At 46.4% G+C, this 24,254-nt stretch carries 21 protein-coding genes and 1 riboswitch; of the genes, 13 read left to right on the top strand and 8 right to left on the bottom strand.

The genetic code is table 11. The annotated features are described in order from the left end of the window. Positions 1 to 12: 12 nt before the first annotated feature. The 3 genes from spoT to gmk form a co-directional block, all read right to left on the bottom strand. Positions 13 to 2,124: a bifunctional GTP diphosphokinase/guanosine-3',5'-bis pyrophosphate 3'-pyrophosphohydrolase gene (spoT, locus tag ACM0P2_RS00770; RefSeq protein WP_105929872.1), complete on the bottom strand. Its 2,112-nt coding sequence runs from the start codon at positions 2,122 to 2,124 to the stop codon at positions 13 to 15. 151 nt (positions 2,125 to 2,275) lie between these two features. Next, positions 2,276 to 2,548 (bottom strand): DNA-directed RNA polymerase subunit omega, encoded by a 273-nt coding sequence (rpoZ, locus tag ACM0P2_RS00765; RefSeq protein ID WP_105929871.1) that lies wholly within the window; start codon positions 2,546 to 2,548, stop codon positions 2,276 to 2,278. Between the two features lie 170 nt (positions 2,549 to 2,718). Then, positions 2,719 to 3,360, bottom strand: a complete 642-nt coding sequence (gmk, locus tag ACM0P2_RS00760; protein ID WP_105929870.1) for a guanylate kinase — start codon at positions 3,358 to 3,360, stop codon at positions 2,719 to 2,721. A 283-nt stretch (positions 3,361 to 3,643) separates the two neighbouring features. On the opposite strand from gmk, the gene ACM0P2_RS00755 reads away from it, so the two are divergent. Next, the gene (locus ACM0P2_RS00755; RefSeq protein WP_159118268.1) at positions 3,644 to 4,315 is read left to right on the top strand and encodes an alpha/beta hydrolase; all 672 of its coding nucleotides are present in this window, start codon (positions 3,644 to 3,646) and stop codon (positions 4,313 to 4,315) included. A 2-nt stretch (positions 4,316 to 4,317) separates the two neighbouring features. On the opposite strand, the gene ACM0P2_RS00750 is transcribed toward ACM0P2_RS00755, so the two are convergent. Further along, positions 4,318 to 5,379 carry a GGDEF domain-containing protein gene (locus ACM0P2_RS00750; RefSeq protein WP_159118269.1) on the bottom strand — a complete coding sequence of 354 codons (1,062 nt, stop codon included), beginning with the start codon at positions 5,377 to 5,379 and terminating at the stop codon, positions 4,318 to 4,320. A gap of 195 nt (positions 5,380 to 5,574) precedes the next feature. On the opposite strand from ACM0P2_RS00750, the gene hemC reads away from it, so the two are divergent. From hemC to ACM0P2_RS00695, 11 genes are all read left to right on the top strand, one after another. After that, positions 5,575 to 6,513 carry a hydroxymethylbilane synthase gene (gene hemC / locus ACM0P2_RS00745; protein WP_159118270.1) on the top strand — a complete coding sequence of 313 codons (939 nt, stop codon included), beginning with the start codon at positions 5,575 to 5,577 and terminating at the stop codon, positions 6,511 to 6,513. Between the two features lie 101 nt (positions 6,514 to 6,614). Further along, complete coding sequence (locus ACM0P2_RS00740) at positions 6,615 to 7,346, top strand: uroporphyrinogen-III synthase (RefSeq protein ID WP_159118271.1); 732 nt, start codon at positions 6,615 to 6,617, stop codon at positions 7,344 to 7,346. Continuing rightward, a complete protein-coding gene (locus ACM0P2_RS00735; protein ID WP_159118272.1) occupies positions 7,347 to 8,519 on the top strand; it encodes a uroporphyrinogen-III C-methyltransferase in 1,173 nt (390 codons plus the stop codon). Continuing rightward, on the top strand, positions 8,516 to 9,691 hold the full coding sequence (locus tag ACM0P2_RS00730; RefSeq protein WP_159118273.1) for a heme biosynthesis HemY N-terminal domain-containing protein: 1,176 nt from the start codon (positions 8,516 to 8,518) through the stop codon (positions 9,689 to 9,691). Before ACM0P2_RS00735 ends, ACM0P2_RS00730 begins: the two co-directional genes overlap by 4 nt. 150 nt (positions 9,692 to 9,841) lie before the next feature. After that, positions 9,842 to 9,953, top strand: a riboswitch (TPP riboswitch). A gap of 252 nt (positions 9,954 to 10,205) precedes the next feature. Continuing rightward, the gene (gene thiC, locus ACM0P2_RS00725; protein ID WP_159118274.1) at positions 10,206 to 12,122 is read left to right on the top strand and encodes a phosphomethylpyrimidine synthase ThiC; all 1,917 of its coding nucleotides are present in this window, start codon (positions 10,206 to 10,208) and stop codon (positions 12,120 to 12,122) included. Further along, positions 12,119 to 13,678, top strand: a complete 1,560-nt coding sequence (gene thiE, locus ACM0P2_RS00720; protein ID WP_419227118.1) for a thiamine phosphate synthase — start codon at positions 12,119 to 12,121, stop codon at positions 13,676 to 13,678. Before thiC ends, thiE begins: the two co-directional genes overlap by 4 nt. After that, complete coding sequence (locus tag ACM0P2_RS00715; RefSeq protein WP_236547090.1) at positions 13,671 to 14,510, top strand: HesA/MoeB/ThiF family protein; 840 nt, start codon at positions 13,671 to 13,673, stop codon at positions 14,508 to 14,510. The genes thiE and ACM0P2_RS00715 overlap by 8 nt, the downstream gene beginning before the upstream one ends. Then, positions 14,497 to 14,706 carry a sulfur carrier protein ThiS gene (thiS, locus tag ACM0P2_RS00710; protein ID WP_159118276.1) on the top strand — a complete coding sequence of 70 codons (210 nt, stop codon included), beginning with the start codon at positions 14,497 to 14,499 and terminating at the stop codon, positions 14,704 to 14,706. The genes ACM0P2_RS00715 and thiS overlap by 14 nt, the downstream gene beginning before the upstream one ends. Position 14,707: 1 nt before the next feature. Beyond that, on the top strand, positions 14,708 to 15,478 hold the full coding sequence (locus tag ACM0P2_RS00705; RefSeq protein ID WP_159118277.1) for a thiazole synthase: 771 nt from the start codon (positions 14,708 to 14,710) through the stop codon (positions 15,476 to 15,478). Continuing rightward, a complete protein-coding gene (gene thiH / locus ACM0P2_RS00700) occupies positions 15,475 to 16,608 on the top strand; it encodes a 2-iminoacetate synthase ThiH (protein ID WP_159118278.1) in 1,134 nt (377 codons plus the stop codon). The genes ACM0P2_RS00705 and thiH overlap by 4 nt, the downstream gene beginning before the upstream one ends. Positions 16,609 to 16,838: 230 nt before the next feature. Next, positions 16,839 to 18,065: a threonine/serine ThrE exporter family protein gene (locus tag ACM0P2_RS00695; protein ID WP_159118279.1), complete on the top strand. Its 1,227-nt coding sequence runs from the start codon at positions 16,839 to 16,841 to the stop codon at positions 18,063 to 18,065. A gap of 105 nt (positions 18,066 to 18,170) precedes the next feature. Here the strand turns inward: ACM0P2_RS00695 and ACM0P2_RS00690 are convergent, their stop codons facing one another. The 4 genes from ACM0P2_RS00690 to ACM0P2_RS00675 all read right to left on the bottom strand — a co-directional run bounded on the left by ACM0P2_RS00690 (position 18,171) and on the right by ACM0P2_RS00675 (position 22,736). After that, positions 18,171 to 19,283, bottom strand: coding sequence for a DUF697 domain-containing protein (locus ACM0P2_RS00690; RefSeq protein ID WP_419227117.1), 1,113 nt, complete (start codon positions 19,281 to 19,283; stop codon positions 18,171 to 18,173). Next, positions 19,280 to 20,671, bottom strand: a complete 1,392-nt coding sequence (locus ACM0P2_RS00685) for a YcjX family protein (RefSeq protein ID WP_159118281.1) — start codon at positions 20,669 to 20,671, stop codon at positions 19,280 to 19,282. The genes ACM0P2_RS00690 and ACM0P2_RS00685 overlap by 4 nt, the downstream gene beginning before the upstream one ends. Positions 20,672 to 20,883: 212 nt before the next feature. Then, a complete protein-coding gene (locus tag ACM0P2_RS00680) occupies positions 20,884 to 21,645 on the bottom strand; it encodes an MBL fold metallo-hydrolase (protein WP_159118282.1) in 762 nt (253 codons plus the stop codon). Positions 21,646 to 21,812: 167 nt separating this feature from the next. Then, the gene (locus ACM0P2_RS00675) at positions 21,813 to 22,736 is read right to left on the bottom strand and encodes a LysR family transcriptional regulator (RefSeq protein ID WP_159118283.1); all 924 of its coding nucleotides are present in this window, start codon (positions 22,734 to 22,736) and stop codon (positions 21,813 to 21,815) included. 233 nt (positions 22,737 to 22,969) lie between these two features. On the opposite strand from ACM0P2_RS00675, the gene ACM0P2_RS00670 reads away from it, so the two are divergent. After that, positions 22,970 to 24,190, top strand: coding sequence for an acyl-CoA dehydrogenase family protein (locus ACM0P2_RS00670; RefSeq protein WP_159118284.1), 1,221 nt, complete (start codon positions 22,970 to 22,972; stop codon positions 24,188 to 24,190). Positions 24,191 to 24,254 lie beyond the last annotated feature (64 nt).

The raw sequence follows: 24,254 nt of genomic DNA, 5'->3' as shown, positions 1-24,254 counted from the left end.
ATAGTGTAGTAATTAGTGTCGAGATTGACTATGACGAGACACTTTCTGAACTTCCGGCATGGTGCGTATTTTCTTCATCACGCGCGCCAAGTGAACACGATTGTGAGTGGTAAGTTCAAGGTCGATAAAGTAGATGTTACTCTCTTTTTCTTCAGTTTGCAGGCCAATGATATTGGAATCGCACCCTGAAATGGTGTTCGTTAATGTTGCCAGTGTCCCTTGATGGTTAAACAATTCAATGCGAAGCGACGCCTTAAATTCACCTTGTGGATTATCGTCCCACTGCATGGGCAGTACGCGCTGAGGCTCTTCACGTGTTAGTTTGCGAATATTATTACACCCAATTTGGTGAATAGTCATACCGCGACCTGGGCTTAAAACCGCTACAATTTCATCGTCTGGAATAGGATGGCAACAACGAGAATAATGAACAAGCAGGCCTTCGGTACCCCTAATAGCAACATTGCCTTTCTTATCTGATAAATCAGTTGTGCTCTCGCCAAGTAAACGACGAGCGACAATAGCGCTCAATTCGTTGCCAAGCCCTATATCAACAAGTAAATCATCAAAACTGTCGTGTTTAGTCTCTGCAACAACCCGTTCGATATCTTCGTTCGGAATATCATCTAGCTTAACGCTTCCTAACGCATGGCGAAGAAGGCGGTTCCCCATGTTGACCGCTTCTTGAGAATGCTGTTTACGCAGATACTGACGAATACGCGTACGCGCACGAGCACTTACTACAAAGTTAAGCCAGTTCGCATTCGGTTTTGCTTTAGGGGAAGTAATGATTTCAACGGTTTGACCGTTCTCTAGCGGCTTGCTCAAGCTAAAGTTTCTGCGTTCTACACGTACACCTACACAGGTATTACCAACATCAGAGTGAACTGCATAGGCAAAATCGACGGCAGTTGCACCAGTTGGTAATTCAATAATACGGCCGTCTGGTGTGAAAACATAAATTTCATCGGGGAAAAGGTCGGTTTTCACCGATTCGATGAATTCAAAAGACGAACTGGCCGATTGCTGAAGTTCAAGCAAACTTTGCATCCACTTGCGTGCGCGAAGCTGCGCAGTAGTGCCATTGTCGCCTGGCTCTTTATAAAGCCAATGTGCGGCTACCCCTTTGTCAGCCATTTGGTCCATTTCCTGTGTTCGAATTTGAATTTCAACAGGAATTCCGTGGGGTCCAATCAATGATGTATGTAGCGACTGATAACCGTTAGTTCGGGGGATCGCAATGTAATCTTTGAAACGATTTTCAATGGGTTTATAAAGCCCATGCATAGCACCGAGTGCGCGATAACAGTTATCTACCGAATCCACCACTATGCGAAATGCGTAAATATCCATTACCTCGTTGAACATCAGTTCTTTGTTTTTCATCTTGCGGTAAATGGAATACAGGTGCTTCTCACGCCCTAGCACGTTCGAGTCGATTTCGTAGGCGTCTAAGCGGGTATTAAGCTCTTCACGGATATTTTCGATGATTTCTTTGCGATTACCACGCGCTTGTCGAACTGCCGATTTTAGGGCGCGATGGCGCATCGGATACATGGCTTGGAAACCCAGGTCTTCTAGCTCGTTTTTAATATCGTGTATACCCAATCGATGGGCTATCGGCGCGTAAATCTCTAAGGTTTCAAGAGCGATACGTCTACGCTTATCTGGACGCAGCGAACCCAGAGTGCGCATATTGTGCGTGCGGTCAGCAAGTTTGATGAGAATAACCCTGATGTCTTGCACCATGGCCATCATCATTTTACGAAAGTTTTCGGCTTGCGCTTCTTGTTTGGTACTAAACGCTAGCTTATCTAGCTTACTTACGCCCTCAACCAGTTCTGCAACGGTATCACCAAAGGCTTCAGCCAAGTCTTCTTTGCTGTAATGGGTGTCTTCGATAACATCATGAAGCAGCGCCGCCATGATCGTTTCATGATCAAGGTGCATATCCGCCAGAATACCAGCAACAGCAACAGGGTGTGTAATATAAGGGTCGCCACTTGAGCGCATTTGTCCATCGTGCGCTTCTTGCGCAAGCACAAAAGAATCCTGAACCAGCTGCACGCGCTCGGCCGGCAAGTACTCTAAAACTTTCTGCTTTAAACCTTCAAACAAATACACAGCGAAGCGTTACCCTAATCACTTTTACAAAACGTTATAACACTAAGAATACGTTTTATTGTGCAATAAGCCAATACACCAAAAGCAAAGCGCCAGTGCTTTTTTCAAAGCACTGGCGCCAAATTACAGCTAAAACCGTTGAAAGTAAGTTTTACTGATCAGATAAAATGTTCGCAACAGAGGCAAACTCAGCGTGTTCTTGCTGTTCTTGAGCTTGAAGATCCGCTTGTTCTAGCGTAGCAGCAGTCACTAAACCTTCTTCAATTTCGCGAAGTGCTGTCACAGTTGGCTTATCGTTTTGAACGTCAACCATAGGATCTTTTCCTCCAGTGGCAATTTGACGTGCACGGCGTGCAGCAACAAGCACTAGGTCAAAGCGGTTACCAATTTTATCTACGGCATCTTCTACAGTTACGCGAGCCATGTATTTCTCCGGAAATTAGGTTGAGCAATTTATTCAAAAAACGGCCGCGTAGTATACACAAACACACTGCGCGATCCTAGTGTTTTGTTTGAAATTGAAGCAGTCAGATCTAGGCGGCGTATTGCTGATCTTAAGGCCTTCAAGCAAACGCCATACACGATATGGTAAACCTACGCGTTACCCAGTAGTTCGTCTAATAGCACTTGATGTCGCATTTGCTGTTTCATTGTGCGAAGGCGTCGTGCTGTAACGATAGACTCTAAGTCATTTAACGCGGTAGCAAAATCGTCGTTAATAATTACACTATCGAACTCGTTAAAATGCGACATTTCAGCCACCGCTTGTGCCATACGGCCCGCGATGACCTCTTCAGAATCTTGCCCGCGACTATTTAAACGCTGCTCTAGCACCTCTAATGATGGAGGTAAGATAAATATCCCGCAAGTATCTGGCATAAGTGCTTTAACTTGGCGTGCGCCCTGCCAATCGATATCTAGAAACACATCTATTCCGCGGTGCAACGTCTGCTCGATAGTCACGCGAGATGTGCCGTAGTAGTTACCGAAGACTTCCGCATACTCGAAGAATACGCCTTGCTCAATAAGCGCTTCAAACTGCTCACGACTGACAAAGTGATAGTGGACGCCATCAACTTCACCTGGACGAGGTTGACGCGTGGTATGAGACACAGACACCTGCATAGGCGCGCTTTCATTGCCTTCGTACTTTTCCATTAGTGCCTTTATAAGGCTTGATTTTCCTGCTCCAGACGGAGCTGCAAGAATGAATAAGTTGCCAAGTAGTGAAGCCATAGGATATTAAAATTTATCAAAATGTGGTGATTTCAGGTGGCAATGATAGCATATTAAGCCATTGCGCCGTAACTCTGATTATTCAGTTTATCCATCAATGGAAGATGTATACCTTCGTTTAAATCGAAGTACGGTAGTAGCAAAATAACTAAAAATAATAAGTTTTTACATGGTTGGGTCAGAATCATAACTCTGCCGCCACCATTCGTAGAAACATAGAGATTGCCTGTGAGAAAGGAAAACCATTGGTGATAAAGCAACAAACTTAACTAGGAAATAAAGAATGACTCAGCAACTTCTGCCGTGCGTTGAGATTAATCCATCTGCTGCGCCCGATGCCTGTGTTATCTGGCTTCATGGCCTTGGCGATTCAGGTCACGGTTTTGCTCCTATCGTGCCAGAACTTAAACTTCCCGAATCTTTGTCCGTTAAGTTTCTTTTTCCCCATGCCCCAGAACGCCCTATCACTATTAACAACGGTATGCGTATGCGAGCTTGGTACGATATTAAGTCATTAGACTTCGAAAGCCGCGCAGATTTAGAAGGTGTTAAAGCATCAGCAGAGCAAGTTGAACAGCTCATAAAAGCGCAGATTGAAAGCGGCATACCATCAGAACGCATCATACTTGCTGGGTTTTCACAAGGGGGAGTTATCGCGCTTCATTTGGCGCCTAGGTTTGCACACAAACTTGCCGGTGTACTTGCGCTCTCTACTTATATGTGTGAGCCGTCATTGTTAAGTAATGAAGCAAAAGATATCAATCGCGACACACCGATTATGATGGCTCACGGCGAACAAGATGAAGTAGTGCCTGTGTTCATGGGAAATGCAGCGTTTAAAACGCTAAGCGAATGCGGATTTAATGCCACGTGGCAAACCTATACCATGCAACACAATGTGTGCATGCAAGAACTTAACGATATTAGCGCGTGGCTTCAAACCCGTTTGAAATAGGGCTACTCGACAACGCGGTTTCTACCTCCGTTTTTAGCTTTGTAGAGGTTGTCGTCTGCCTGCTTTAAGCATGCATGCAAGCTGGTGTCAGTGAGTGCGGTCGCTACACCAAAGCTTGCTGTAATAGGGTGATTGATGTCACCCTCTACAAAGGGGTTGGCCTCAATCGCTTTTCTCATTTTTTCAGCTAACTTTACGGCTTGACTAAGTGATGCATGGGGAAAGAGCACTAAAAACTCTTCGCCGCCTGTTCTTGCAACAACGTCGGTCGCTCTAACGGTTTCTTTCATCAAGCTGGCAAGGTGAATCAACACCTCGTCGCCTATATCGTGACCGTAGGTGTCATTAATCTTTTTAAAGTAATCGATATCAACCACTACAGCGCTCAACGGAAAGTATGCTGCTGGGTCTTGCATCGCCTTTTCAAAAAACACTGCTTCAAGAAAACGCCTGTTGGGTAATTTTGTTAGCGGATCGGTGTTCGCCTGACGCATTCTTTCAAAATTCTCACGTAGCATTTCTTTACGGCTTTGATGCCAAAAATTTTCGCCTATAAATGCCACGCAAATGAAACAGAATGTTGCAATCAGAAAGCGTGAAACATGCTCGTCGGGATAGACTGCCAGAATATGGTTTTGGTTATAAAGCATGAAAATGGCTATCCCCACCGTAATCGCTACGTAGGCCAAGGCAGGTTTAAATTGCACCACGACAATCTGAACGAAAAGCAAAGGGAAGATAAAATAGAGGCCCGTATTATTAAGCCCGCCCGTGTAAATTAAGCCGTTTATCGTAAACATCACCACAAGCCCGGCAATGTAGTAAAAGATATCTGCGCGCGGAAATATGTGAGAAAGCATGACATTCGCGTACACAAACGCAGCAGACCCCGCTAGCATGCCCACTAAAAGTGGGTTATCCGTACCCACGTTGAGCCACGCCATGAAGGCCATAATTGTGCCGCCTACATAGGAAATGAAGTATAAGGTTGCTCTTCTGCGTTTCCTTTCTGCTTGATCTTGCTGGGCGCCTTTAAGAAGCTGCCTCAGCGATGCATTATCCATAAAAGAATGCTCTCCATAATTGCTCAAATACTTCGTGACAGTTCCTAGCATAGACTGTTTACTTACTAATAACAAAGAAGAAAACTACTGCTATTTTCAAACATTAATTCAGAAAATGCGTATACTACGAGTATCTCGTATGACGTTCAGTGATACGTCGCTTTAGTTCATCTTTTTTACTAGTTTGGAATAATCATGAGTCACCTCAACACCACCCGCACCGTTCGAATTGCTACTAGAAAAAGTGCGCTAGCACTTTGGCAAGCAGAGTATGTGAAGGCTAAATTGTTGGAGCATTATCCCTCAATGACTGTTGAGCTTGTTCCCATGAGTACGCAGGGCGACAAAATATTAGATACGCCTTTGGCAAAAATTGGCGGTAAAGGCTTGTTTATAAAAGAGCTTGAAATTGCCATGCTTGAAGGTCGCGCTGATATTGCCGTGCATTCAATGAAAGATGTACCTGTAGCGTTTCCAGATGGATTTGGTTTGCATGCCATATGCGAGCGTGAAAACCCGTTCGATGCCTTCGTATCCAATCATCACGACAGTCTAGACGCCCTGCCCCAAGGTGCGGTGGTTGGCACATCAAGCCTTCGCAGACAGTGTCAAATTCGCAAACACCGTCCTGACCTTGTCATTAAAGACCTGCGCGGCAATGTAAATACTCGTTTAGCAAAACTGGATGCTGGTGAGTATGACGCCATCATATTGGCCTCAGCTGGTCTTATACGCCTTGAAATGGAATCTCGAATTCGCATGCCGTTACCGGCGGATATTTCATTACCCGCAGTGGGGCAAGGTGCAGTAGGGATCGAATGCCGCAACGATGACGAAGAGCTAATCGCTTTACTTCAAGCCTTAAACCACGTCGACACTAATACCCGAGTTACGGCAGAACGCGCCATGAACGAGCGACTAGAAGGCGGATGTCAAGTACCGATTGGTAGCTTTGCTACACTTGATGGTGACGTGCTAACGCTAACCGGCATGGTAGGTAAACCAGACGGCACTGAGCTTCTTTTTGCCTCAGCGACAGCGTCTAGAAAAAACGCCAAGGACATAGGTGTTGAAGTTGCTGAAGCCCTTCTAGAACAAGGTGCAGGAGAAATTCTTAAGGCGCTTTACAACTAAAGCGCTTTTTACTCACATTGGGAAGCTATGTTTAATTTGCCCATGCGCTGTTTTATTTCGCGCGGTATGGCGAAAACCAAAAAGGATGAAGCTTCGTTTACATGCTACTGTTTACTCGCCCCTTACCGAAATTAAAAGCCAGTGCGATAGCTTTTGAAAAAGCTGGCTTAGATGCCGTGGGCATAGCCACCTCAGATATTACGCCGGTTTCTTCAGAAAGTAGCGCTGCCGCTGAATTTCTGCGGAATAACCCCGTTAATGTGGTAGTAGTGACCAGCGTATACGCAGTTAAATCTGCAGTAACAGGCCTTAATAAAGCGTTTGATAACCCACCGCTCATTGTGGCAGTGGGCGATGCGACATTGCGTAAACTACAATCTGAGCTAGACGTATTTCCGCTAGATAAAATTGTTACGCCTGACGTTCATACATCGGAAGGTATATTGGCAATGCATCAACTCAATGAGGCAAACTGTCAACAGGTCGTTATTATTAAAGGCGAAGGTGGGCGAAGTGCAATTGCCGACGGATTAAACGAACGAGGAATTCTAGTAAATTGCTTTAACGTTTATAAGAGAGAGCTACTTAGCCGTCCAATTTACACAAAACGGTGGAAAATGAGCGACGTTAGCGGCATTATCGCTACAAGCGAAGCAATGGCACTACAGCTGATAGCACACTATGGTGACGCATTATTCGACTTTCCATGGTTAACAGTAAGTAGTCGTATTGCCAACACCCTGACTGTTAAAGGTATTAAAAAGGTTGGCGTTTGTCAGCGAGCCACCGATCAGGCGCTCATCGCCTGGGTAAAGGATAACTGGGAGTATTAAATGGCCAATAATAACGAAAATAGCCCACAAGTAGAGGAACGCGTAAACGTGGATGCTGAAAAAGAAGTAATTGAGTCTTCTGCCACACAGAGCGAATCGACAAAGTCTGGCGCTAAGCAAAAGAAATCATCAGGCAATGGCCTATTATGGTTCGTTGTAATCATCCTATTTTTAATTGTGTTGGGCATGGCTGGCGCTGGTTATTGGTATTATATGCAGCAGCAATCGGCAAGCGCTGACTCTGCCACTACCCAGCAAAGTAACGCGACTAAATTGAACGCCATTGAACGTGAGCGCGCAGACATTTTAGCGACGCTACAAGACGTAGCGCGAACAAACCAAACCTTACAAAGCACTGTGGACGAACTGAAAACGCAGAACGAACAACTCTCTCTGCAAGCTGAGTCTACACTGCAGCAACTTAACAATATGGAAGGTCGCCGCCCCGCAGACTGGTTAATAGCCGAAGCCGACTATTTAGTGCGTATGGCAGGCAGAAAGCTGTGGCTGGAAAACGACGTACGCACCGCCATTTTACTTCTTGTTAATGCAGATAAGCGCTTAAAGTCTTTAGCAGACCCTTCGGTACTGCCTGTTCGCGCAAGCCTAGCGGAAGACATTCAAACACTGCAGCAGCTTAACCCTGTCTCTCAGAGTTCGGTCGCCCTTGCGCTTACCGGCATGATGGCACAAATTGACAAGCTTCCCCTTGATACCTTTGAAAAACCAGAGGACGCGAGCGCCGAAGACACCACCTTGTCGGAATCTGCTGACGATTGGCAAGACAACCTTGCTAAAGTATGGCGCTCTTTGGTTAATGATTTCTTAACCGTTAAAACCATTGAGGGCCCTATTGAGCCAGTACTTTCTTTAGAAGCGCAATTTTTAGCGAAAGAGCAGCTTCGACTGCAGCTCATGCACGCACAAACTGCCGCGCTTCAAGGCGATGCAGGCTTATATAATCAATCACTGCAATATGCCCAAACGCTAATTATCGAAAAATACGATACAGAAAAAAGCCAAGTGACCGGCTTTGTAGAAGCGCTACAAAATCTTATTGCCACTGACATTTCCCGTCCTATTCCTACTGAGCTGGCCTCGCAAAAGCCTTTAGAGCGTTTGCTAGATAGCCGTGTTAAACAGGTATTTGGACAAGGAGCAAGCGCACTATGAAATGGTTAGCTATTGCCCTTGCGGTATTAGCCGCATTCGTTGTTGCACTCATTGTTGGACCAATGCTACTTGGCGATAAAGGTTACGTGCTTATTTCTCTTGGCAGTACTGCCATTGAAATGACGGTAATCAGCTTTTGTATTTTGGTGATTGGTGCCGTTATCGCTTGGTATGTACTATCGAAACTTATTGTGTGGGCGTTAAGCCTGATAACGGGCTCTCACAAGTGGTTTGGTACACTGGGTGAGCGCAAGCGCAAACGCGCTTTTTATGATGGCCTTCACGCTATGGCGTCTGGTGATTTCGACAGCGCTCAAAAGTCGTTAAGCAAAACTACAAACGGAGATTTTGAAGGCGTTAACTATTTAGCATCAGCTCAAATTGCTCTTGCTAATAATGACCTGTCTAAGGCCCGTTATTTCTTAGTACAGGCCTCTGATTTCCCCAACGCAAGAGTAGCCGCTACAGTCATGCACGCCCGTGTCGATATGGCCGAAGAGAAATACGACGCGGCCCTTGAAAAGCTTGATGAACTTGAAGAAAAAGAGCGCGAGAACAAGCAAGTTGTTCAGCTTAAAGCGCGTATTCTTGCCAAGCTGGGTAAGTGGCAAGTATTGCAAGACAATCTTTCTGCCTGGCGCAAGGCGCTACCTAAAGACGATTACACAGCGTGGAGCCAGCGTATTGCCAAAGGTAAATTTGCAGAAATTGCCAGTAAGCAAGGTGCTGTTGAGCTTAAATCATATTGGGATACGCTGCCGCGCAAACTGCGTCACGACGATGCATATCGCGCTGCGTATGTTCAGCAGTTACTTGACCAAGGCATGCATGCAGACGCGCAGCAACTGTTGGTTGAATGGCAAAAACGTGGCCCGAATAGCACCTTGTTCCCGCTGTTCACGCAGCTTAATATTCCTGATGCATCGCCGTCATTACGTTTGTTAGAAAGCTGGATTAAACAAGACGACCAAAATGTTGAACTGTACTCAACACTAGGCCAAGTTGCGTTTAACTCAGGCGACGATGTGTTGGCTGAAAAAGCCTTGCTTAAAGCGACAAAAATGAAATCGCGCAAAGAAGACTTGCTGTTGCTTTCTGCTATCAGTGAGCGCCAACAAGATACAGCTACAGCCCTTCAGCTTTATAAAGAGGGTCAGCAGTTAGCTGGTTAGATGACGTTTCATTTAACTTAGCTGGTAGTACTTGTATTATGTGTAAAATTGAAGATATAGTAAAAAGGAACAGTAAATTCGTGCTCCAAACTTGCGTTTAAAAACGCTCAGTTTTAGTGAGCAGACCTTGTTTTAAGCGCGAATAAAATAAATTACTTGTCGGAGTGCTTCACTGGTAATCCAGTAAGCTGAGACCGCGAAAGTGGGATCCGTAGAACCTGATCAGGCTAATACCTGCGAAGGGAACAAGAAAATGCAATGCACACAGTGCCTACAACACTGTTGCTCGTTTGTGTAATAAAGTGAGTGATGAAAAAGTTAGGATAGGTTAAGCGTAGAAAGCGAACGCAGACAGCGGCGCAAGCATCTAGGCTAAAGCAACGATAACGCTCATCACACAATTGTTATTACCCTCGAGTTGAAAGCTGGGTTTAAAACCTTAACCCTCGCACATTGTATTCTCCTTCACTCCTGACAAGCATTTTTAAACCTAAACTCAAAAGGCCAAAATGCTATGTCGAACAGACGCGAACAGCGCCAACAGGCGCAACAATTCATCAACGAGCTAGCAGGCGAAGCTTACCCCAATTCCACACGCCATTACGAAAATGGAAGCCGAGATGACATCCGCGTTGCCATGCGCCTTATTCATCAGCACGACAGCTTAGTCGGTGGCACCGAAGACAACCCTATTTTAACACCAAACCCGCCGATTCCCGTGTACGACACTTCCGGCCCCTACGGCGACCCCGACGAAAACATTGATGTTCACAAAGGCTTAGCGCCTTTGCGCAAAGCGTGGATTGAAGAGCGTGGCGATACCCATGCTCTTGATGGTGTTTCATCACATTTTGCTAAAGCGCGTGAAAACGACATTTTTACCGAAGATTTTCGCTTTATACGCAACCGCAAACCGTTAAAAGCGAAAGCGGGCAAAAACGTAACGCAACTGCACTACGCCAGAAAGGGCATTATTACCCCTGAAATGGAATACATTGCCATTCGCGAAAATATGGGTCGCCAAGCAATTAAAGATGCAGAACTTACGCAGCAACACAAAGGCGAACACTTTGGCGCAAATTTACCCGAGACTATAACCTCCGAATTTGTGCGTCAGGAAGTGGCTGCAGGGCGCGCCATTATTCCGTGCAATATTAATCATCCTGAGCTAGAGCCAATGATTATTGGCCGCAACTTCTTGGTGAAAATTAACGCCAACATTGGTAACTCAGCGGTGACCTCTTCCATTGAAGAAGAGGTAGAAAAGCTGGTGTGGTCGACCCGCTGGGGCGCCGACACAATAATGGATTTATCCACCGGCAGAAACATTCACGAAACCCGCGAGTGGCTTCTGCGAAATAGTCCGGTTCCACTTGGCACCGTGCCCATTTATCAGGCCCTTGAGAAAGTAAACGGCGTTGCCGAAGACCTCACATGGGAGATGTTTAAAGACACGCTTATCGAGCAGGCCGAGCAAGGGGTGGATTATTTCACCATTCATGCTGGTGTACTGCTTGAGTACGTGCACCTTACGGCAAAACGAGTTACCGGAATTGTATCTCGCGGCGGGTCAATTATGGCGAAATGGTGCTTAAGTCACCACCAGCAAAGCTTTTTATACGAGCACTTTCGCGATATCTGTGAAATTTGCGCCAAGTACGATGTGGCATTATCGTTAGGAGATGGCCTGCGCCCGGGCAGCGTTGCCGATGCTAACGACGACGCACAGTTCTCTGAGTTACGAACCCTTGGAGAACTGACAAAAATTGCGTGGGAATACGATGTTCAGGTAATGATTGAAGGCCCCGGGCATGTGCCAATGCACATGATTAAAGAGAACATGGAAGAGCAATTAAAGCACTGCCATGAAGCGCCTTTCTATACCCTTGGCCCCTTAACTACGGATATCGCACCGGGCTACGACCACTTCACATCCGGCATTGGTGCCGCCATGATTGGTTGGTTCGGCTGCGCTATGCTCTGCTATGTAACACCTAAAGAGCACTTAGGTCTTCCCAATAAAGAAGATGTAAAACAAGGCCTAATCACCTACAAAATCGCCGCTCATGCCGCTGATTTGGCCAAAGGTCACCCAGGTGCACAAATTCGCGACAACGCCATGTCGAAAGCGCGCTTTGAATTTAGATGGGAAGATCAATTCAACTTAGCCTTAGACCCGCATACGGCTCGTGCCTATCACGATGAAACCCTTCCTCAGGCTTCCGGCAAGGTTGCTCACTTTTGTTCAATGTGCGGTCCTAAGTTCTGCAGCATGAAAATTTCCCAAGAGGTACGGGATGTCGCTAAGCAGGCGGAACATCATGCGCATGAAGAAGAAAAGGAAAAAGGCATGAAAGACATGGCAAACGCGTTCAATGAATCTGGCGCTGAACTCTATCATACCGCCGACAGCAAGGTTGAATTGCCATGACAGACAACGCTTTGCAGCAAACGGCGGTTAAACAGCCAGTTGTATGGTGTATAGGCGGCATAGACTCTAGTGGCGGCGCGGGTATAACCCGCGACGCCATTACCCTTGCCGACTTAAAGGTTCACGCCTGCGTTATTACTACACAGGCCACGGCGCAGTCAAACACGGTGATGCTTAGTAAAGAAAGCATGACGGTCTCGGCGCTGAATCAGCAGTGGCAGGTGCTAAGTGAAAGTACTCAAGCTAGCGCCATAAAAATAGGGGCTATTGCTAACGATGAGCAGGCGTTATTACTGTGTGCCCGCATTCAATCTCTGGCTATGCCACGACCGTTTGTCGTATGGGACCCGGTATTGCGCACCTCATCAGGTGGAAAGTTAAGTGAGCTCTCTGAACCAGTGGTAGAAGCACTTTTAAACACCGTAGACTTGGTTACCCCTAATACCCAAGAGCTTTCCTGGTTAACTAATATGCCAGTAAAGACCGATGATAGCCTGCGCGCGGCGGCATACCAGCTTATTGAAAACGGCGCACACGCTGTTTATGTGAAAGGTGGGCACGCAAGTTGGCAAACACAAGCATGTGATACTTTTGTGAGCCCAACACAAACTATACAGCTCACTCAGCCAAGAAAAAACACTGGCAAGCTTCGCGGTACAGGGTGCATGTTAGCCAGTGCTATTGCTGCATTTGTTGTACATGATTACTGTATTGAGGATGCGCTCACCCTGGCAAACGCTTATGTTAGCCAGATCAGAAGCGACTCTTGCTCAAGCTCAGCACATACGCCTGCTTTTGGGCGTTGCGTTGGCTTTCTGCGTAATCCAGCGAGCTTCCCTTTAGTAAAATTTTCTCCTCGAGAACCACTGGCAACGCAAACCTTTTCATTAGACGCAGAAAAAACGCCTCTGCCTCAAAGCAATACAGTAATAAGCCCTTTCAAAACCCTTACCCAAACGCATCTAGGTTTATATCCTGTGGTCGATAGCGTTGAGTGGATAGAACGATTATTACCTACCGACACTAATATCATTCAGCTTCGTGTAAAACAGGGAACACAAGAAAACATTCGCCAGCAGATAAAAGAGGCAATAGCACTCACAAAGCACACACACTGCCAATTATTCATTAACGATTATTGGGAGCTGGCTATTGAGCTAGGTGCTTTCGGTGTGCATTTAGGGCAAGAAGATATCGATACCGCCGATTTGCACGCTATTCGAAAGGCTGGTACCAGGCTGGGTATCTCAACCCATGGCTTTGCAGAAATTCAGCGAGTGCGACAACTGAAGCCATCATATATCGCACTTGGGCACATATTTCCTACCAATACCAAAGAAATGCCTTCTAAACCGCAAGGCATAGAACGCTTATCCAAATACGTTGAACTCTGTGAAGGCATTCCTACCGTTGCTATAGGTGGTATTAACCTAGCGCGCATTGCCGATGTAGCTAAAACAGGAGTTAGCGGCATAGCGGTAGTCAGTGCGATTACCCAAGTCGATGATCCCCTACACGCGTTTTATGCTTTGTCTAAGGAGGCGGGTTTTGCATAGCCATTCATTCACCCAGACCACTGCTTACTCGGCAGGCCAAACCGTTAGCCATATAGCAGGCCAAGTATTTGAGCACTCATTAAACACGCAAGACATAAGGCGCTACAGCAGACAACTCATGCTTGATAGCGTTGAAGATGAGGGACAAGCAAAGCTTGCCAGCTCCCATGCAGTGGTAATTGGCCTTGGCGGATTAGGTAGCTTAGTCGCCCGGTATTTAGCTGGGGCCGGTGTAGGAACCATTACATTAGTTGACGGCGACACCGTAGATATAAGTAATCTGCAGCGCCAAGTGACTTACAATGAAATGCACCTTGGCGAGCTTAAAGCCAAATCGCTATTTAATGAATTACGCAAAGTTGACTCCAAACTTAACATCATATTTAAAAGCATTTACGCTGATAGTAAGAACTTACCAACATTAATTTCTACTGCCGATTGCGTACTTGATTGTACCGATAACATCGAAACGCGTAAGCACATTAATGCCGTTACCCATCGTGCTTCTATTCCGCTTTTTATTGCGGCGGCAAGCGGACTACGCTGGCAGGCATTGAACTTACCTCAAAACAACAAACGCATCGGTTGTTACGCCTGTCTTGTTGAACACATAGACGTGCGCGAAGACTGCCTAAGCAAAGGCGTGCTAGGCCCAGTAGTAGGTATGGCCGCCTGCCATCAAGCTACACAGGCTTTGCTGTATTTAGCTAAAAGATTCAACGCCGACATAAAGTGGGGCCATTACCTAACCGGGAATGCCAGTCAAGGCTCGCTCCAAAGCTTCATACTTCCCCCTTCTTCAACCTGTGAGGTATGCCATGACCCAAATTAAGGTAAATGTGAACAATCATCCTTTAACCGTGATTGCACCCATCTCGTTAAGCGAACTCATTGCGCTTAAGCAAATTGACGTAGACGGCACTGCCATCGCTAAAAATGCGGCCATCGTGAGCAAACGAGAGTGGCCGACTACTTACCTCAACGACAACGACACCGTTGATATCTTTACCTTAGTGGCAGGAGGCTAATATGCTAACGCTAGCAAACCACACGTTTACATCACGTCTTTTAACCGGTACGGGGAAATTTAGTAACGCCACCATCATGAAAAATGCGGTGGCTGCCGCACAAAGCAATATCGTTACGCTAGCCATGAAACGCGTAGCGAGCAGCAGCGGGCAAGACCAAACGTTAAAAGCACTTCGAGAATTAGGAGTGACTTTATTACCTAATACATCTGGGGCTAAAAATGCACAAGAAGCTGTGTTTGCGGCTGAGCTTTCCTACGAAGCATTAGGTAGCCCTTGGATAAAGCTCGAAATTCATCCTGATCAGCGTTATCTATTGCCCGACCCTATCGAAACGCTTAAAGCCGCTGAGATTTTGGCAAAAAAAGGGTTTCACGTCTTACCCTATTGCGGCGCAGACCCTGTTTTATGCAAGCGATTAGAAGATGTAGGCTGCGCCGCGGTTATGCCCTTAGGCGCACCTATTGGGAGTAATCAGGGTTTACAAACCAAACCTTTCTTACAGATTATTGTTGAGCAGGCGTCAATTCCTGTAATTGTTGATGCTGGAATAGGAAAGCCCAGTGAAGCCATGGCTGCCATGGAAATGGGCGTAGATGCCGTACTGGTAAATACCGCCATCGCCACCGCCCAAAACCCTGTGGCCATGGCAGAAGCCTTTGCCAGTGCGGTGGAAACGGGCCGAAAAGCGTTTGAAGCAGGGCTTGGCGCAACGTTTAATCAAGCACAAGCTTCCAGCCCATTAACTGCATTTTTGGAGCCGGCGGTATGAAGGTAGCGCAAGCGCTAATTCAGCAGGATTTGTCGCATTTAGCTTTGTCGATAAACAGTAAAACCGACAGTGATGTAGAGCGAGCGTTAAACGCTAATACACTATCGCTAGACGACTTTATGGCATTGATTTCCCCCGCTGGCGTACCCTATCTTGAAGCCATGGCAAGTCGTGCGCAGGCGCTTACCCGCCATCGCTTTGGCAATACTATGCAGCTTTTTGTGCCTTTGTACCTGTCGAACCTATGTGCCAATGAATGTACCTACTGCGGCTTTACCATGAGCAATAAAATAAAGCGCAAAACCCTATCTATAAGTGAAGTGCTTACCGAAATTGAAGCCATTAATGATATGGGATTTTCCCAGGTGTTACTGGTGACTGGTGAACATGAAACTAAAGTGGGCATGGACTATTTCGAACGAACCCTGAGCGCTATTCGTGACAAGGTAAGCTACCTTATGATGGAAGTGCAGCCGCTAAAAAGGGAGCAATACGAAACCCTGAAATACCAGGGGTTAGATGCTGTTTTAGTGTATCAGGAAACCTATTCGCCACAGCATTACGCCAGCTTCCACACCCGGGGTAAAAAACAGGATTTTTTATGGCGCTTAGAAGCCAGCGATCGTATAGGGCAAGCCGGTATAGATAAGATAGGTATAGGTGCGCTACTTGGTTTAGGTGACTGGCGGGTTGATAGTGCTATGACCGCTCTTCACGGCAAGTTGATACAACAGCACTATTGGCAAAGCCGCGTGTCTATTGCCTTTCCTAGGCTTCGAAGTTGTGAGGGTAACGATACTGGCGGTAACGCACTTACCAATAGCAAGCTACCTAATGAACGTGACTTGCTTCAGCTGATTTGCGCCCACCGATTGTTTAATCAACAAGCTGAACTATCGCTTTCTACCCGCGAATCGGCCGCATTTCGAGACGGCGTAATGCCGCTGGGGATAACATCAATGAGTGCAGCTTCCCAAACGCAGCCAGGCGGCTATAGCGAGCCTTCACAGGCGTTAAATCAGTTTGATATAGACGACAACCGTTCGGTATCAGACGTGGTAAACGCGATTGCAGCGAGAGGATTAGAGCCCGTTTGGAAAGATTGGATGCCCTTTAAAGCCCGCGCCTAGCCGTTCAACTCTGTTTGAATACATGCATGCAAAGCGCAATAAAATGGCAGCTTTGCAATCGGTTAAACGATTAGTTTTTTTAAGGCAAAATAAATAAAAAATTTGTTTTGCTTTCCCGTAAAACCCTCCGTAGAATCCGCACAAATTTTAGCCAGACCCTTTTCTTATGCGTCTGGCTTTTTTGTCTTATTTATCTCATATTAAAGTTATCAAAACTTAAGGGCAGTGCGTTGGATACCGTTGAATTTATTCAAATTCGTAGATTTATAGTGAAGCTAGGAAAAATGCTGCACAAGTACGGTACCCCTGCGTTCCGTCTTGAAGCTTACCTTGGTGAAGTCGCCAAATATTTGGGCGTCCACGCTTCATTTATTTCAACGCCCACGTCACTAACTTTTGTTATCTGGAGCGACCGTCACGAAGACGAATACAATCATGCGGCCCGTTTGTTACCTGGCGATCTAGACATGAATGCATTATCCCTCACCGACGAACTAGCCAGCGAACTCCTATCGGGCAAATTAACACTAAGTGAAGCAGACAAGCGTTTAGACGAAATTGACGCCATGGGTAGCCCCTACGGGAAATGGGTAACCGGCATAGCCTTTGCCATGGCTACTGGTGCATTTGCCATGCTGATGGGAGCTAGTTGGAGTGAAATTGGCTGGTCGGGCGCGCTGGGTATTGTGGCCTATTTATGGACCTTATGGGCACAGCAGTCTAAACGCGTAAACTTAATGCTAGAGCCAGTTACCGCATTTGTAGGCGGTATTCTTGCCTGCGCTATCGGTCAGTACGTTGACCCAGGCATCAACATTCCGCTGGTTGTGCTTTCATCGGTCATTGTGTTTGTGCCAGGTCTTGCCCTAACCATGGGCCTTGCAGAGCTGTCATCCCGTAATATGGTGTCGGGTACCGCCCGCACCATGGACGCTATCATGCAGCTGTTTAAATTGTACTTTGGCGCGTTTCTGGGTGTATCTGTGGGCTTTAGCGCGTTCGGTGAAAACGTGTATACGCCAGCAGAATCATTGCCTTACTGGGCAACGTGGCTCGCGGTATTCTTACTGTGTATTGCCCTAGTTGCGATATTCAGAACGCGTATTAAACATATTCCTTGGGCGCTGGCAGCCGCGTTTATTGCCTACAGCGCTACCGCATGGAGCTCAGATTACATGAGCCCGGGGCTAGGTGCATTCGTGGGTGCATTCGCATTAGGTATTTTTGCTAATGCGTTCACTCGCATTGCCAACCAACCAGCTACCATTGTTGCCATGCACGGGCTTATCGTGTTGGTGCCGGGGTCTAAAACCTATATTGGTTTGAACTCGTTTATGACCGGCCAAGACTTCGTGAAGGCCGATCATTTAGGCCAGGAAGTGTTTCTTATTTTTATGTCGCTAGTAGCGGGGCTTATTTTTGCTAACGTGGTTGTACCCACTAAAAAGGCGCTATAACACTGTTACGACAGCGAGTAGATTTCGCGCTAAATTACGTAATGCACCACTGGCAGTTAGGATGCACAACGTCCATAGCGCAGCCTAACAAATGGTAAAGTCGCGCTACTTAAGCAGCTTAATTAGCGCACGCCCTAAACGGGCGTTAAGTGCGCCTGCTGCTATGGCTTCGGCCGAGTTTTCCATAAACTTGGCCGACAAGCTGCCACCAATTTGATTGGCAACTTCATCGGTAGCCAAGTCAAATACGCCCTGCGCCGCAATGTTTTGAGCCAGCACTTTTAGCAACTTCCAGTTTCCTGCTGTGCTCGGTCTGAGCCCATATACACGGGCCATACGGCGAATGGTTCGAAAGCTAATCCAAATCACAGCAAAGGTTTGAATAAGGTTGTTTGGGCTAATAAACGCTAGGCTTCCAGCCGTTACCGACTCTTTATTGAGTACCTTATGGGCCTTTTCCTGAACAGGTTTTAACACCGTATCTTCGTAAAGACCAAGCCGTTCTGGCCCTGTCATATCGTCTTGAAGTTGCTGTTTATAGCGGTCGAAGCAGTGCGCTGCGTAAGAGCCCCGGGAAAAGCGTTTTCCGTGCTGACTTAACACCCGGTCTATTTTTTGTGGTGAAGTTTCATTTCGCTTATTAGCCAGCAAATTTCGGATAACACCAGCATCTTCCATCGCCGTATTCACTTGCTTGTAGCCGCGCCACTCTTTGAAACTTAAAAAGCTAAAACAGCTAACAAACCCCACCAGTAGCGCACCTAATACGCCTGTTCCAATGGGATGGTCAGAAACGTTAGCAGCAAGGGTGGTATAGGCTTCAAATACAAAAAAGCCAATTAACGAAACAACACCAAACCCCAAGGTTGCCGCACCTAAAGAAATGCCATCTTTATTTACATCTACTTTCCACACGTCTTCACTAACTTGCTGTGGAAGCTTGGTCTTAGGCTGTGCAATATCTAAGGTTTGTGTTTTTACCTTAGTTTTGTACTGCGGTTTATTCACGGAGCCTGATTTGTGCATTGGCTCGCCATCTTGATAATCATTACCGTCATCAGCAGTTGTTTCATTTAGCTGCTCATCGTACTTATCACGTTGTTGAGACACGTGTTCCGAATAAGCCGTGCCGTCTTGCTCGCCAAACCCATTATTTTTAAGTGTAGACGGGCGCGTAGGCTCTGGGCTTTCATCAAATTTATAAGGTTTATCGCTCATTCTTGCTCTCCTTTGCCCAGTAAAAACTGAAGCAGTCTGTCTACGCCCTTACCCGCTAAAATACGCGCCTTAAAATCGTTGGGCACAGTCACATCAGGTACTGGAAAATGGCTGCCTTCTTCCATTTCTTTCAGCGTGCTTGGAATGGGTTCAAACATAGATTCGACATAGCGGCCATCGGTGTCTTGATAGCGAATAGCATCTTCGTTACTGCCATCATCGGTCACTTGCATGCTAGATACTAAAAAGTGTTCGAATTGAATAGGCTTATCATCGAACCGGGCTCTGGCCCCTTCAGTAATTTGGGTAAGTAAACTGAGTAAGTTTGCACGCTGACTTACTGGCACGAGATCTGACTTGGTCGCTACAAACGCCACTTTGCCTATTTGTTCTTTTTTCAGCACATTGCGCGAAAACCACGTGCTTTGCCCGTACACAAAAGTGTCGGCCAAATGGCTTAAAGTTTCCTTTAACTGATACAAGTGCTGCCTGCTGTGGTTAAGCCCTTCAAACAAATCCACCAGAATAATTTGCTTATCGGTTTCCTTAAAAATGGACTGTTTTAACGGCGTTAACCATCGACTTTGAAACTTCGAAAAATGCTTATCAAAAATTTTAAACCATGGGTGCGATACATCACTGGTAATGCTAGACGGTAGTGGCGTGAAACCAAACGCCTGCCAGTCGAAATCGCTCGACTCTAATAAAAAGCTGCCTGGCTGAAGTAGTGATATACCGTTCGCTTTGGCGTCAATAAGGTAATCCCGATAGGCGTTAACGAGTAGCTTAATACGCTGCTCTGTAGGCTCTTGCTCGAAATCGAATTGATTAACATACGCTTTCCACTGACTGGCAAAATACTGCTGGGGCCCGCTGCTTAACTGCGCCCACGCAGAGTCTGACCAATGGGCGTAGGTTTTACTTAGCATAGGAATATCGGTCACCCATTCCCCTGGGTAATCGATAAACTCAAACACTACATCGCTATGAGGCAGTACATGACGTTTTAGCGAGGCTGTTTCTTTAAGTCGTACTACTAGTTTAAAACCAAATGCTTCTTCGGTAGCTTTCGGCCACTGGCCGTTTTCAAGATCAGTAATATTCTGCAAATGAGGAAAGGGTTTATAGCCTTCAATGGGCTCTATTCGCATGTCTAGCACTTGAGAAGGCGGTAAATAACGTAGTAGGGGCAAACACGCATAGCCTTCTTCACTGCGGCTTTTTAGCATAGTGATAAGGCTGGTAAACAGCATGGACTTACCGCTTCGGCTAAGCCCGGTAATAGTGAACCGGTGGGTTTCTTTATTAAACGCACTACTTAGCTTGTCGCCAGTTAGCGACGCCATTGCCCGAGTTTTGTCAAAAAGCGTAGCGATATTCTTTTGCATTATTTTTGTTTGCTGCCTTTGCAGTTCCTGTTCCCTTAAACCTATAGCTTAAAAATAACGTTCTGAGAGCGCGCCTTTCGCTTGATTGCTCTCACTTCACTGCTCTCACCTAATTTTAGGTACGACCTAAAGAGTAATGTGGTTATTAAGAGGTAAAAGCAAGGGCAGTGCCAGCTAAGTTATCACTGTGAAACAAAAAACGCGTTGTTTATTTAATGCTCGCGGGTTTGGTTGAAGAGCTTTTTCTTTATGCGATTTTTACTGGAATGCCAGTGATTCTTTGGCTTGCGCGGTGCATTTTCGATAACGTGTTCAAAATCGATATCTGATTTTTTGGTGGGCGGAACGTGGGCGCAAAAGAATGTATCAATTTGTGACTGCGCCAGCCTTTTCAAGCTTTCACGGTATTGATTCGGATGACACAACGGATACGGTGGAACGAGTTCGCCCTTCACCTGCACCAGCACGTCAGCAATGTAAGCCTGCTGCGTAGGAATGTGCGCAAGGGTTAAATCATGATCGGTGTGACCCGGCGTGTAGATTACTTGCCAGTCGGGAAAACCAGGCAACGTTTGGTTGTCTTTGAGCGTCATGTCTGGCGCTAAAATTGGGTTATACCAAATGGGCATTCTTGGTTTGCCAATACGATTTGCCACCCACCAGGTTAACAGCAAATCGATACCGTGAGCAGTACGCCCTGCAAAACCAGCGTACCAATTGACCGCTTTAGGATGAGACGCCACTTGCGCGCCTGTGCGCTGACGCAACTTAATAGCACCACCTGCGTGATCGGGATGCATGTGGGTAACCACAATAAGCTTTAAGTCAGTTAACGGTCGGCCCAAGGTTTGGGTAATGTATTTGCACACATTGTCTGCGTCGGCTCGGCTACAGCCATCAAGCAACAGCAAGCCATTGCTGTCTTCAACAAGATAAATATGCTGTATGTAGCCTGATAATGTATGAATTTTCATTACTGCTTCCTGTTCACCAGTACGTGCGAGCTTACCAACAGTGACAACTGCTGCAACTGTGAATTTGTTCTCTAGGCGCTTTTTGATACACGGTTACATAGCGTATTACACCCGTTTACTACTGGCAGCGGGTTAGAGCTCATAATTACACCAAATCCTATCAGAACCTATCTGGTAAGACCAGATTCAGCGAACAAGTGTAGCATTAAATCGCGAAGCCACATCAGCCCAGGTTCGCCTTCTTGCTGGCTATGCCAGTAAAGGTGCGTTTCCAGTGCAGGTATTTGATAAGGCAGCTTAGTGCTTATCAGTTTATCGTCGCTTACTGCATCGGCTACAGAACCCGGCAAGGTTAATAGCGCTTCTGTATTAGCCACCACATCTGCTGCCGCCCGGTAATTTTGGCAACGCCATAAAGAGGGCCGACTTACGCCTAATTGTTGCAGCGCAATTTCTTCTACCGACGCGCCTTTAGCGCGGTTAGATACTGTAATATGACGTGCAGCCACGTACTTTTTCTTATCTAAATTCTGCGCTAAGGGGTTTTGCTTATTCATAAGCACCTTGTAGGTATCCCGACGTAATAGAGAATGGGAAATTGGTGCTGCAACGGCGCGGCCAATATCAATAACTAAGTGAAGGTTTCGGTTGGTTAAATCAGCCAGCATGGTGTCACGATGTAAGCGAGTGCTTACTATTTCGATATTAGGCGCCTGTTTTTCAAGGGTAGAGAGTAAAACTGGCAACACACCTAATTCTAACGACTCTTGCATGGCGATAACAAAGCGCTGATGGCTGTGTAACGGGTTGAAGTCAGCAAACTCCCCTAGCGCTTTTCGAATATCGCTCAAGGCTTTCAATATAGCGGGGGCTAAACGTTCGCAGGCTGCAGTGGGCAGCATACTTTGCTTTTCTTTTACAAAAAGCGAGTCGCCTAAAATATCCCGAAACCGGCGCATGGCATGGCTAACTGCCGACGGCGTAATGTGCAGCGCTTCAGCCACCCGGGTCATGTTTCTATGCTGCCAAAGGGCTTCAAACACCTTCAGCAAATTCAAATCGAGCTTTTCAAATTGTCTGTTTTCAAGCATTCGCCAAACCATGAATAAAATTCACACCATTTAAGGATTATATTTCATTTCATTCACTGAGCAAGTTTCTCTAGTATGAGCCTAACGAAGTACATTCGCGCGCCCTATTCGATGATCACAGTACATGGTTTTGCGCGCTTGGATAAACAACCCGACCATGTGATGCGAAACTCAAATACGCTGTTTCTAAGCATTACAAACGAAAGCGAACAATATAAAGATAAAGGTACCCTATGGATTTCTCACATAACGACAAAACCAAAGCCTTATTAGAAAAACTTGATAACTTCATTGCTGAACATATCGCGCCAATTGAAAATGAAGTTTACGACTTTCATCATAAAGAAAATAATCACGGCGATTGGAAAAACTGGAAGCTACACCCTGGCACCGAGGCACTTAAAGCCAAAGCACGTGAAGCAGGCTTAGCGAATTTATTCTTACCCGATGCTAAGCTAGGCCAAGGCCTGACTACGCTGGAATATGCGCCGATGGCTGAGCGCATGGGGAAATACCTCTTTGCCCCTGAAATATTTAACTGTAATGCACCTGACACCGGCAACATGGAAGTGCTGTATCACTTTGGTAGCGATGCACAAAAAGAAACGTGGCTAACACCATTACTGGCTGGCGAGATCCGCTCGGTATTTGGCATGACCGAACCTGATGTTGCTTCGTCTGATGCGACCAACATGGCCGCCACCATCATTGAAGATGGTGACGATGTCGTTATTAACGGCAAGAAGTGGTGGTCGACAGGCCTAGGCCATCCTAACGCGGCATTCACGATATTCATGGGTCTTAGCAACCCAGAAAATGACAAGCACAGCCGCCACAGTATGGTAATAGTGCCGCTAGACACACCCGGAATTACTATAAAGCGTATGCTAGATGCCTACGGCGATTATGATGCGCCATACGGCCATGGCGAAATGCACTTTGATAATGTTCGTGTAAGTAAAGACAACATTATAATGGGTTTAGGCAAAGGATTTGCGATAGCACAAGGTCGCTTAGGCCCAGGCCGCATTCACCACTGTATGCGCGCTATCGGCATGGCCGAAAAAGCATTAGAGCTAGCGCTTAAACGCGGTCACGAACGGGTTGCTTTTGGTAAGCCCATCATCCGTTTAGGAGGTAACCTAGAGCGCGTTGCTGATGCTCGCATGGCAATAGAGCAAGCGCGATTACTTACCCTTCACGCAGCATGGAAAATAGATAATTTAGGCGTTAAACACGCTATGACAGAGATCTCAGCCATTAAAGTGGTTGTGCCGAACATGCTGCAAAGCGTGGTGGATATGGCACTGCAAATTCACGGCGGCGCAGGTATGTGTAGCGACTTCCCACTAGCACGCTTTGCGGCTGGCGCAAGAGCCCTTCGCTTAGCTGATGGCCCAGACGAAGTGCACAAAGGCATGGTGTCGCGCCTAGAGCTTAAAAAATATCAGTAATAAAAACTAACACAAAAAAATGCGGCTTAATGCCGCATTTTTTATAGTTTCGAAGAAGCGCAAA

Source organism: Alteromonas sp. OM2203 (assembly GCF_048517045.1).
Classification (GTDB): Bacteria; Pseudomonadota; Gammaproteobacteria; order Enterobacterales; family Alteromonadaceae; genus Alteromonas; species Alteromonas gracilis.
This window is presented reverse-complemented; position numbering and strand designations above follow the sequence as displayed.